At 71.0% G+C, this 11746-nt stretch carries 9 protein-coding genes and 1 pseudogene; all 10 read left to right on the plus strand.

Annotated elements, in window-relative coordinates; all coding sequences use genetic code 11:
- Positions 1-33: 33 nt before the first annotated feature.
- Positions 34-1140: an XrtA/PEP-CTERM system-associated ATPase gene (locus ABNT58_RS19925; RefSeq protein ID WP_348755163.1), complete on the plus strand. Its 1107-nt coding sequence runs from the start codon at positions 34-36 to the stop codon at positions 1138-1140.
- Between the two features lie 16 nt (positions 1141-1156).
- The gene (locus ABNT58_RS19930) at positions 1157-2005 is read left to right on the plus strand and encodes an XrtA system polysaccharide deacetylase (protein ID WP_348755164.1); all 849 of its coding nucleotides are present in this window, start codon (positions 1157-1159) and stop codon (positions 2003-2005) included.
- Positions 2006-2023: 18 nt separating this feature from the next.
- Positions 2024-3061 (plus strand): FemAB family XrtA/PEP-CTERM system-associated protein, encoded by a 1038-nt coding sequence (locus ABNT58_RS19935; RefSeq protein WP_348755165.1) that lies wholly within the window; start codon positions 2024-2026, stop codon positions 3059-3061.
- 16 nt (positions 3062-3077) lie between these two features.
- Positions 3078-4319, plus strand: a complete 1242-nt coding sequence (locus ABNT58_RS19940) for a TIGR03087 family PEP-CTERM/XrtA system glycosyltransferase (protein ID WP_348755166.1) — start codon at positions 3078-3080, stop codon at positions 4317-4319.
- On the plus strand, positions 4316-5920 hold the full coding sequence (xrtA, locus tag ABNT58_RS19945; protein ID WP_348755167.1) for an exosortase A: 1605 nt from the start codon (positions 4316-4318) through the stop codon (positions 5918-5920). Before ABNT58_RS19940 ends, xrtA begins: the two co-directional genes overlap by 4 nt.
- Positions 5889-7067: an acyltransferase gene (locus tag ABNT58_RS19950; RefSeq protein WP_348755168.1), complete on the plus strand. Its 1179-nt coding sequence runs from the start codon at positions 5889-5891 to the stop codon at positions 7065-7067. The genes xrtA and ABNT58_RS19950 overlap by 32 nt, the downstream gene beginning before the upstream one ends.
- Positions 7060-8244, plus strand: a complete 1185-nt coding sequence (locus ABNT58_RS19955) for a TIGR03088 family PEP-CTERM/XrtA system glycosyltransferase (RefSeq protein ID WP_348755169.1) — start codon at positions 7060-7062, stop codon at positions 8242-8244. Before ABNT58_RS19950 ends, ABNT58_RS19955 begins: the two co-directional genes overlap by 8 nt.
- 17 nt (positions 8245-8261) lie before the next feature.
- A complete protein-coding gene (locus ABNT58_RS19960; protein WP_348755170.1) occupies positions 8262-10181 on the plus strand; it encodes an XrtA/PEP-CTERM system amidotransferase in 1920 nt (639 codons plus the stop codon).
- Entirely contained in the window at positions 10178-11386 is a 1209-nt protein-coding gene (locus ABNT58_RS19965; protein ID WP_348755171.1) for a glycosyltransferase family 4 protein, read from the plus strand. The genes ABNT58_RS19960 and ABNT58_RS19965 overlap by 4 nt, the downstream gene beginning before the upstream one ends.
- Before the next feature lie 214 nt (positions 11387-11600).
- Positions 11601-11746 (plus strand): annotated as a pseudogene (locus ABNT58_RS19970) (glycosyltransferase family 4 protein); the annotation flags it as partial.

Below are 11746 nucleotides of genomic sequence, written 5' to 3' on the forward strand. Positions count from 1 at the left end.
CGTCGTGGCCTCGCTCGGCTACCAGTTCTGACCATGTACGAAGCCTTCTACGGGTTGAGCAACAAGCCCTTCCAGCTCAATCCTGATCCCAGTTTCTATTTCGACAGCAAGCAGCACCGCCGCGCCAAGGCCTACCTCGAGTACGGCGTGATGCGCAACGAGGGCTTCATCGTCATCACCGGCGAGGTGGGGGCGGGCAAGACCACCATCCTGCGCGGCCTGCTGGACAGCCTCAACCGCAGCGACGTGGTGGTGGGCCAGCTGGTCACCACCCAGCTGGACGCGGAAGACACGTTGCGCATGGTGGGCGCGGCCTTCGGCTTCCAGGTCAAGGGCGTCACCAAGTCCGAGCTGCTGATCACGCTGGAAGCCTTCCTCATCGGCCAGGCCAGCCAGGGCAAGCGTTGCCTGCTGGTGGTGGACGAGGCGCAGAACCTGTCGCCCCGCGCGGTGGAAGAACTGCGCATGCTGTCCAACTACCAGCTGGGCACGCAAGCCCTGCTGCAGAGCTTTCTGGTGGGCCAGCCCGAGTTCCGCGAGATCCTGCAGCGGCCCGAGATGGAGCAGTTCCGCCAGCGTGTGGCGGCCACCTGCCACATCGGCCCGCTGGACCTGGAAGACACCCAGCATTACATCGAGCACCGCCTCAAGTGCGCCGGCTCCACCGGCCAGCCCGAGTTCGAGCCCGAAGCCTTCCAGGCCATCTTCAACGCCAGCCAGGGCATTCCGCGCCGCATCAACGCGGTGTGCGACCGGCTGCTGCTGCTGGGCTACCTCAACAACAAGACGCTGCTGACGGTGGCCGATGTCGATGAGGTGGTCAAGGAATTCGCCCGCGAGGGCGGCGCCTCGGCCTCGATGCCGGCGGCCCCCACCGCTGCGCCCGGCGGCCCGCTGCCGGTGGAGCAGGTGGGTGCCCTGGGCGTTGACCTGCAGACGGCCAAGCTGGCGATCAGCGCCGAGACGGCCGACGGCATGGCTCGCCAGCTGGATACGATGGCCACGCAGGCCCACGGCGACCGCTTGCAGCGGCTGGAACGCAGCCTGCTTCGGCTCGAACGCATCAACCTCGAGACGCTGTCGCTGCTGCAGCGGCTGGTGGGCGCCCTCAAGGCCCCCAGTGACAGCAGCGAGCGCTGAGCAAGGACGTACCGCGATGCAGCCCACCGCCATCACCAACGCCCTGACCATCGACGTGGAAGACTACTTCCAGGTCTCGGCCTTCGCGCCCTACATCCGGCGCGACGAGTGGGACGCCCGCGAATGCCGGGTCGAGGCCAACGTCGACCGCATCCTGGCGATGCTGGCGCAGCGCGGCACCCAGGCCACCTTCTTCACGCTGGGCTGGGTGGCCGAGCGCTACCCCGCGCTGGTGCGGCGCATCGTCGAACAGGGCCATGAACTGGCCAGCCACGGCTACGGCCACCAGCGCGCCAGCGAGCTCTCGCCCGAGGCTTTCAGCCAGGACATCCGGCGCGCCAAGGCCATCCTCGAAGACCTGTCGGGCCGGCCGGTGCTGGGCTACCGCGCGCCCAGCTTTTCCATCGGCGAAGGCAACCTCTGGGCCTTCGACTGCCTGGCCGAAGCCGGCTACCGCTACAGCTCCAGCGTCTACCCAATCCAGCACGACCACTACGGCATGCCCGATGCGCCGCGCTTTGCGCACGAGGTGCGGCCGGGTCTGCTGGAGATCCCGGTCACCACGCTGCGCATGATGAACCGCAACCTGCCTTCCAGCGGCGGCGGCTACTTCCGGCTGCTGCCTTATGCGCTGTCGCGCTGGATGCTGCGGCAGGTCAACAGCGGCGACCGGGCGTCGGCCATCTTCTACTTCCACCCCTGGGAGATCGACGCCGGCCAGCCGCGCGTGGCGGGCATCGATGCCAAGACGCGCTTTCGCCATTACGTGAACATCGGCCGCATGGAGCGCCGGCTCGAGCAGCTGCTCGCCGACTTCCGCTGGGGCCGCATGGACCAGATCTTCCTGGGTAGCTCGACCCACTGACGCCACCCATTGACCACCATGCTCAAGATCCGTCGGCTGGGGCTGCGTGACGCTGCCGGCGCCGCGCGCTGGGACGCCTTCGTGCAGGCCTGCCCGCAGGCCACCTTCTTCCACCGCTCGGGCTGGCAGCGGCTGCTGCACGAGGTGTTCCGCCACCAGACCTTCTTCCTGTGGGCGGAAGACGAGCACGGCATCCGCGGCGTGCTGCCGCTGGCCCATGTGCACAGCCTGATGTTCGGCCAGTCGCTGGTCAGCCTGCCCTTTGCCGTCTACGGCGGCGTCGCCGCGCTGGACGAAGCGGCCGCCCACGCGCTGGAGCAGGAGGCGCAGCAGATCGCCCGCCGCCTGGGCGTGGAACACCTGGAGATGCGCAACGTGCAGCGCCGCCACGCCGACTGGCCGCTGCAGGACCTGTACGTCACCTTCCGCAAGGAGATCCTGCCCGACGAAGAAGCCAACATGCTGGCCATACCGCGCAAGCAGCGCGCGATGGTGCGCAAGGGCATCAAGAACGGGCTGCAGGCCAGCATCGATCCCGGCATAGACCGCTTCTTCGCGCTGTACGCCAGCAACGTGCACCGCCACGGCACGCCGGCCATGCCGCGGCGCTACTTCCAGGCGCTGCTGGACACCTTCGGCGCTGATGCCGAGGTGCTCACCGTCACTACGGCCGAAGGCCAGCCCATCAGCAGCGTGCTGAGCTTCTACTTCCGCGACGAGGTGCTGCCCTACTACGCCGGTGACGACGAAGCTGCGCGCGACCTCGCCGGCAACGATTTCAAGTACTGGGCATTGATGCAGCGCGCCTGTGCGCGCGGGCTCAGGATGTTCGACTACGGCCGCAGCAAGCAGGGCACCGGCTCTTACGCGTTCAAGAAGAACTGGGGCTTCGAGCCCGCGCCGCTGCACTACGAGCACCAGCTCTACAAGCGCGACGCGGTGCCGCAGAACAACCCCAGCAACGCCAAGTACCAGCTGCTGATCAAGACCTGGCGGCGCATGCCCATCGGCCTGGCCAACCGGCTGGGGCCGCTGATCGTGCGCAACCTGGGCTGAGCCGGCCCCCGCTGCCATGGCCAAGCTGCTGTACCTGGTGCACCGCCTGCCCTACCCGCCCAACAAGGGCGACAAGGTGCGCTCGTACCACCTGCTCCAGCACCTGCTGACCGGCCACCGGGTATTCCTGGGCACCTTCGTCGACGACCCGGACGACCAGCAGCATGTGCCCACGCTGCAGGGCTGGTGCGCCGAGGTGTGCGCCGAGCCGCTGCAGCCGCTGCCCGCCAAGCTGCGCAGCCTGGCCGCGCTGGCCGATGGTGAACCGCTGACGCTGCGCTACTACCGCAACGCCCGGCTCGACCGCTGGGTGCGCGAGGTCTGCCGGCGCGAGGCCATCGACGCGGTGATCGTGTTCTCGTCGTCCATGGCGCCCTACGCCCGGCATGCGGCCGGCGTGCCGGTGCTGGTGGACCTGGTGGACGTGGACTCGGCCAAGTGGACCGAGTACGCCCGCAACCGCCCATGGCCGATGTCGTGGCTCTACCGCCGCGAAGGTGAACGCCTGCTGGCCTATGAGCGGCAGGTGGCCGCCAGCGCCCACAGCACCTTCCTGGTCACCGAGAAGGAAGCCGACCTGTTCCGCCGTCTGGCGCCCGAATGCGCCGGGCGCGTGCAGGCGGTGGGCAACGGCGTGGACGCCGACTTCTTCGCGCCCGATGCGCAGCGGGCCTCGCCGTTTGCGGCCGGCGAACTGCCGGTGGTCTTCACCGGCGCCATGGACTACTGGCCCAATGTCGATGCGGTGGTGTGGTTCGCCACCGAGGTGCTGCCCGCGCTGCGCCAGCGCTGGCCGGCGCTGCGCCTGCACATCGTCGGCCGCAGCCCCACGCCGGCGGTGCAGGCGCTGGCGGGCGAGGGCGTGGCGGTCAGCGGCACCGTGCCCGATGTGCGGCCCTACCTGCAGCATGCGCTGGCGGTGGTGGCACCGCTGCGGCTGGCCCGCGGCGTGCAGAACAAGGTGCTGGAAGCCATGGCCATGGCGCGGCCGGTGGTGTGCGCGGCCTCCTGCGCCGAAGCCATCGACGCCCGCCACGACCACGACCTGCTGGCCGCCGAACAGGCGGCCGATTACGTGGCCCAGCTCAGCCGCGTGCTGGAATCCCCCGCATTGGCGCAGCAGCTGGGTGAAGCCGGCCGCCGCTTCGTGCGCGACCGTTACGGCTGGGCCGCCCGCCTGGCGCCGCTGGGCCGCCTGCTGGCCGAGGCGATGCAGGCCCGCGCGCCTGCCATGCCCGCCGAGGTGGCGTCGGCATGAGCGCCGTTCCCGTCGCCCACGATTCGGCGCCCGTCGCGCCCCCTGCGCCCGGCTGGCGCGAGGCCGGCGCCGCGATGCTGGCCTACCTGCTGCTGGTGCTGCTGGCTTACCGCGGCACCGGGCTGGCCATGGTCGCCATCTGGGAGCGCTCGGCCACCTTCACCCATGCCTTCCTGGTGCCGCCCATCGTCGGCTGGCTGGTGTGGCGCCAGCGCGAGGTGCTGCGCCAACTCACGCCGCGCGCCGTGCCCGCGATGGTGCCGGTGCTGGTGCTGCTGGCCTTCGGCTGGTGGCTGGGCGACCTGGCCGACGTCAATGCGGTGATGCAGCTCGCCTTCACCGCGCTGCTGGTGGCCGGCGTGCCCGCGCTGCTGGGCTGGCAGGTGACGCGGGCGCTGCTGTTTCCGCTGGCCTTTCTGTTCTTTGCGGTGCCCATCGGCGAATTCATGACGCCGGTGCTGATGCAGTACACCGCCGACTTCACCGTCACCACGCTGCGCGCCTCGGGCATCCCGGTGTACCGCGAGGGGCTGCAGTTCGTCATCCCGTCGGGCCGCTGGTCGGTGGTGGAAGCCTGCAGCGGCGTGCGCTACCTGATGGCGTCCTTCATGGTGGGCAGCCTGTTCGGCTACCTCAACTACCGCAGCCAGCGGCGGCGCTGGGTGTTCTGCGCGCTGTCGCTGGTAGTGCCGGTGGTGGCCAACTGGCTACGTGCCTACCTCATCGTGCTGGTGGGCCACCTGTCCAACAACGAGATCGCCACCGGGGTCGACCACCTGGTCTACGGCTGGCTGTTCTTCGGCATCGTCATCACCGCGCTGTTCTTCATCGGCGCCCGCTGGTCGGAGGCCGATGCGCCGGTGGCCGACCGGGTGCAGGCGGTGGGCGGCAGTGGCGGCCGGTCCTCGGCCGGGCGTTTGATGGTGGTGGCGGTGGCCGCCGCCGCCGCGGTGGTGTGGCCGGCCTGGCTGCAGACCACCGACCACGCACCGGCCACGCCGCCGCTGCTGGCGCTGCCGGCCGCCGCCCAACCGGTGTGGCGCAGCGTGGACGAGACCTTCACCGACTGGCGCCCCACCACCATCGGCGCCCGCGCCGAACGCAGCGGCACCTATGCCGGCCCCGCCGGCCGCGTGGGCCTGCACCTGGCCTACTTCCGCCAGCAGCAGGAAGGCAGCAAGGCCGTGAGTTCGCTCAACGCCATCGTCGACCCGAACGACACCGCCTGGCGCGGTGAGGCCCTGGGCGCCGCCGACACCGCCGGCGCACCGTCGGGCGTGGCCGCCGCAGGCTGGCGTGCCACCGCCGTCACCGCCATGGGCCCGGGCGTGCTGGCCAGCCGGCCGCAGCTGCTGGTGTGGCGCACCTACTGGGTGGGCGGGCAGTTCGTGGGCCACGAGGTGCAGGCCAAGCTGCTGCAGGCCTGGATGCGCCTGCGTGGCGAGCCCGACGACGCCGCCATCGTGGTCATCTTCACCGAGCTGCCGGCCGACGCCGACGCTGCCGCCCGGGCAGCCGCCAGCCGCCGGCTGGCCGGCTTTGCCGCCGCCCACCAGGACACGCTGCTGCGTGCGCTCGACGATGCCCGGCGCCAGCGTTAAAGCGTGGGTCAGCGCGCGCTTCGACCTGGCCCGCCACGGCCCCGGCCGCCACCTGCCGGCCATGGACGGGCTGCGCGGCGTGGCCGTGCTGCTGGTGTTCGGCGTGCACTTCAGCACCCTGGCCCAGCCCTGGCTGGCCGACGGCAGCGCGCTGGGCGCGGTGATGGACGTGCTGCGCCGCATCGGCCATGCGGGTGTCGACCTGTTCTTCGTGCTCAGCGGCCTGCTCATCTACGGCGCGCTGATCGCGGGCCGCTGGACCTACGCCAGCTTCATGCGCCGGCGCCTGCAGCGGCTGTATCCCACCTTCCTGGCGGTGTTCGCGCTGTACCTGCTGCTGTCGGTGCTGTTGCCCGGCGAATCGAAGCTGCCGCCCGGGGGCGCCGCCGAGGTGCTGCGCTACGTGCTGGCCAACCTGCTGCTGCTGCCGGGCCTGTTCCCCATCGAGCCGCTGATCACCGTGGCCTGGTCGCTCAGCTACGAGCTGGCCTTCTACCTGTTCATGCCGCTGCTGGTGATGGCGCTGCGGCTGCGTCAATGGACCCCGGCCCAGCGCATGGCGCTGTTCGCCGCGCTGGCGCTGCTCACGGCGCTGAACATTGCCACGGTGCAGGGCCATGTGCGCTTCGTGATGTTCCTGGGCGGTGTGCTGCTGTTCGAGACGCTGCAGCGCCGGCCGCCGCTGGCCGTGCCGGCAGCGGCGGCCCTGGTGGCGGTGGCCGTGGCGCTGGCGGTGGACGTGCTGCGCCCGGTGGGCGACGTGGGCTTTGCAGTGCGCACCGTGATCATGGCCGCGGCCTTCTGGGCGCTTTGCCAATCGGTGCTGGCGCAGCCCACGCACGCGCTGTCGCGGCTGCTGGCCTGGGAGCCCTTGCGCTGGCTGGGCACCATGAGCTATTCGTTCTACCTGATTCACAGCCTGGCGCTGCGCGCGGTGTTCATGGTGGCCGGCCACCTGTGGCCCGCGCAGGCCATGCCGCTGGCGTGGCACCTGCTGCTGGCCATGGTGTGCCTGGCCGCCGCGTTGCTGGCTTCGGCGGGCCTGTTCCTGCTGGTGGAGCGGCCGCTGTCGCTGGCGCCGCATGCGCCGCAGCCGCCCGCGCCGCCTGCACCGGCACCCGAGATGCCCAAACCCGCCCATGACTGAGACCCTGACGACCCCCGTGCGCACCGCCACCGACGACCGGCCGCTGGTGATGCACCTGGTGTACCGCTTCGACACCGGCGGGCTCGAGAACGGCGTGGTCAACCTGATCAACCACGGCCGCCGCTACCGCCATGCGGTGGTGGCGATGACCGAGGTGGCGCCCGCCTTCAGCCGCCGCGTGCAACGCGACGACGTGGGCTTTCATGCGCTGCACAAGCCGCCCGGCCATGGGCTGAAGGTGTACCCGGCGCTGTACCGCCTGTGCCGCCAGCTGCGGCCGGCGGTGCTGCACACCCGCAACCTGGCGCCGCTGGAGTGCCAGGCCGCCGGCTGGGCGGCGGGCGTGCCGGCTCGGGTGCATGGCGAACATGGCCGCGACATCGACGACCTGGACGGCAGCAACAAGCGCCATCAGTGGGCACGGCGGCTCTACAGCCCCTTCGTGCAGCGCTACGTGGCCTTGTCGCGCGACCTGGAGCAGTACCTCACCCAGCAGGTGGGCCTGTCGGGCCGCCGCATCGAGCGCATCTGCAACGGCGTGGACAGCGACCGCTTTCAGCCCGCGCCGCAGCGCCAGCCCATCGCCGGCAGCCCCTTCAACGCCCCCGGCCTGTGGCTGGCCGGCACCGTGGGCCGCATGCAAAGCGTGAAGGCGCAGACGGTGCTGGCCCAGGCCTTTGTGCGCACGCTGCAGCTGCAGCCGGCGCTGCGCGAGCGGTTGCGCCTGGTGCTGGTGGGCGACGGCCCGCTGCGCGCCGAGGCGCAGGCCATCCTGGAGGCCGGCGGCGTGGCCGACCTGGCCTGGCTGCCCGGCGAGCGCGCCGACGTGCCAGACGTGATGCGCGGTCTGGACTGCTTCGTGCTGCCTTCGCTGGCCGAGGGCATTTCCAACACCATCCTGGAAGCCATGGCCAGCGGCCTGCCGGTGCTGGCCACCGCCGTCGGCGGCAATGCGGACCTGGTGGAACAAGGCCGCACCGGCGTCATCGTGCCGGCGGGCAACGCCGAGGCGATGGCGGCTGCACTGGCCGATCTGGCCAGCCGGCCCGAGGCCGCGGCGGCCATGGGCCGCGCGGGCCGCGAGGCCGTGCTGCAGCGCTTCAGCCTGCGAGCGATGGTGGCGGCCTATGAGAACCTGTACGACCGGCTGCTCGCGCGGCCGGCGACCCCACGTTGAACGAGGACCTATAGACCATGTGCGGCATCACCGGCGTCTTCGACACCCGCGGCCAGCGCGCCGTCCTGCCCGCCGTGCTGCGGCGGATGAACGATTCGCAGCACCACCGCGGCCCCGACGAGGGCAGCGTGCACCTGGAGCCGGGCGTCGGCTTCGGCCATCGGCGGCTGTCCATCATCGACGTGGCCACCGGCCAGCAGCCGCTGTTCAATGAAGACGGCTCGGTCGTCATCGTGTTCAACGGCGAGATCTACAACTACCAGAGCCTGATCCCCGAGCTGCAGGCGCTGGGCCACCGCTTCAGCACCAAGAGCGACACCGAGGTGATCGTGCATGCCTGGGAGCAGTGGGGCGAAGACTGCGTCAAGCGCTTCCGCGGCATGTTCGCCTTCGCGCTGTGGGACCGCAACCAGCAGGTGCTGTTCATGGCGCGCGACCGGCTAGGCGTCAAGCCGATGCACTACGCGGTGCTGGACGACGGCATGCTGCTGTTCGGCTCCGAGCTGAAGTCGCTGCTGGCCCATGGCGGCCTGCGCCGCGACATCGACCCGCTGGGGGTGGAGGAGTATTTCGCGCTGGGCTACGTGGCCGAGCCGCGCACCATCTTCCGCCAGGCGCTCAAGCTGCCGCCGGCCAGCACGCTGCTGGTGCGCCGTGGCCAGCCGATTCCGCAGCCCAAGGTGTACTGGGACGTGCGCTTCACGCTGGACAGCCGCGCCACCGAGGCCGAGGCCTGCGAAGAGCTGCTGCGCCGCCTGAAGGAATCGGTGAAGCTGCGCATGATCGCCGAGGTGCCGCTGGGTGCCTTCCTGTCGGGCGGCGTCGATTCGAGCGCGGTGGTCGCCACCATGGCCGGGCTGTCGAACGACCCGGTGCAGACCTGTTCCATCTCCTTCGCCGACCCGCAGTACAACGAGAGCGAATTCGCCCAGCGCGTGGCCGAGCGCTACCGCACGAACCACCATGTGGAGCAGGTGGATTCCGACGACTTCGACCTCATCGACACGCTGGCCGCGCTGTACGACGAGCCTTATGCCGACAGCTCGGCCATCCCCACCTACCGCGTGTGCCAGCTGGCGCGCCAGCACGTCACGGTGGCGCTGTCGGGCGACGGCGGCGATGAGACTTTCGGCGGCTACCGCCGCTACAAGCTGCACATGATGGAAGAGCGCATGCGCTCTTCGCTGCCGGCCTCGGTGCGCACGCCGCTGTTCGGCTTTCTGGGGCGCGTGTATCCCAAGGCCGACTGGGCACCGCGTGTGTTCCGCGCCAAGACCACCTTCGAAGGCATGGCCCGCACCTCGGTGCAGGCCTACTTCCACAGCATGTCGCAGATCCGCCAGCCGGCGCGCAGCCGGCTCTACAGCCAGCGCTTGAAGAGCGAGCTGGGCGGCTACAGCGCGATGGAGGTGTTCAACCGCCATGCGGCGCGGGCCGGCACCGACGATCCGCTGGCGCTGATCCAGTACATCGACATGCAGACCTACCTGGTGGGCGACATCAACACCAAGGTCGATCGCGCCAGCATGGCCCACTCGCTGGAAGTTCGCGAACCGTTGATGGACCATGAGCTGGTGGAATGGGCCGCCACGCTGCCTTCGGCGCTCAAGCTGCAGGGCGGCAACGGCAAGAAGGTGTTCAAGAAGGCGCTGGAGCCGGCGCTGCCGCACGACGTGCTGTACCGGCCCAAGATGGGCTTTGCGGTGCCGCTGGCGCGCTGGTTCCGCGGCCCGCTGCGCGAGCGTGTGCGCAGCTCGCTGCTGCAGGGGCCGATGCTGGACGGCGGCTGGTTCAACCCGGCCGAGATCCGTCAGATGGTGCAGGACCATGAAAGCGGCCGGCACGACCACAGCACGCCGCTGTGGTCGCTGCTGATGTTCGACGCCTTCCTGCGCCAGTCCATCGGCGAGCAGCCGGCCCGCCAGGAAGCCGCATGAAGATCCTGTACCACCACCGCACGGCCTCCAAGGACGGCCAGGCCGTGCACATCGAAGAGATGATCGCCGCGCTGCGCGAGCAGGGCCACGAGGTGTGCGTGGTCGCGCCGCAGGCCCCGCAGGGCGAAGGCATGGGCGGCGAGGTGGGCTGGGTGCAGAAGCTGCGCGCCGCCCTGCCCAAGGCCTGCTACGAGCTGCTGGAGCTGGCCTATTCCGCCGTGGCCTACCGCCGGCTGGCCGCCGCCGCGCGTGAGTTCAAGCCCGATGCGCTGTACGAGCGTTACAACCTCTTCCTGCTGTCGGGCGTGCTGCTCAAGCGCCAGCTGCGCATCCCGCTGCTGCTGGAAGTGAACGCCCCGCTGGCGGAAGAGCGGGCGCGCTTCGGCGGCCTGGGCCTGCCGTGGCTGGCCCGCTGGGCCGAGGACTTCGTCTGGCGCGGCGCCGACGTGGTGCTGCCCGTCACCCGCGTGCTGGCCGACCAGGTGCGCGCCCGCGGCGTGCCCGACAGCCGGCTGGTGGTGGTGCCCAACGGCATCAACCAGGCGCACTTCGCGGCCGCGCCCAGCCCGCAGGCGGCGCGGGCCCGCCTGGGCGCCGGCTGGGACAATGCGCTGGTGCTGGGCTTCACCGGCTTCGTGCGCGACTGGCACGGCGTGGACCGCGTGCTGCACTGGATGGCCAGCCCCGCCGCCGACCCGCGCGCGCGGCTGCTGATGGTGGGCGACGGCCCGGCCCGGCCCGACCTGGAACGCCTGGCCGCCGAGCTGGGCCTGGGCGAGCGGGTGCGCTTCACCGGCGTGGTCGACCGCGACGAGGTGCCGGCCCTGGTGGCCGCCTTCGACATCGCGCTGCAGCCGGCGGTGGTGGCCTACGCCTCGCCGCTGAAGCTGTTCGAGTACCTGGCGCTGGGCAAGGCCATCATCGCGCCGCGCCAGCCCAACATCGCCGAGGTGCTGGTAGATGGGGCCAATGCGCTGCTGTTCGACCCCGCGCAGCCCGGCGCCTTCGAGGCCGGCCTCACCCGCCTGGGCGCCGACGCGGCGCTGCGCGAACGCCTGGCGGCAGGTGCTGCCGCGTCCATCGTGGAGCAGGGCCTGACCTGGCAGGCCAACGCCCGCCGCGTGGCCGCGATGGCCGGCGCCCTGGCCGCGGGCGGCGGCGCAGGCGGTGCCGCCGCCGCGGTGGCACGGCCGCCGGTGCGCTGAGCGCACCGGTGCCGGCAGCCGGTCGCCTGCGCAATGCTTCCCCCCAAAGAGGCCGCGCCTCCCCCGCCGCCGGGCCGCCGACCGTGACGTTGTTGCCAGCGCCCATTGGCGGGATGGTGCAGTGCAATGGCCGGGCGCTATGCTCGCCGGCTGCCATTCCGCGGGCCGCCGCCCCGGCCCGTCCGCCTTCCGTCACCGCCCGATGAGCCGCCCGCTGCGCACCCTGCTGTTCTCGACGCTGTACCCCAGCAGCGCCCGCCCCGTGCACGGCATCTTCGTTGAAACGCGCCTGCGCGAGCTGCTGGCCCAGGGCGGCATTGAAACGCGTGTGGTGGCGCCGGTGCCCTGGTTCCCGTCCAC

The sequence above is a fragment of the uncultured Aquincola sp. genome (assembly GCF_964001545.1).
Classification (GTDB): Bacteria; Pseudomonadota; Gammaproteobacteria; order Burkholderiales; family Burkholderiaceae_C; genus Aquincola.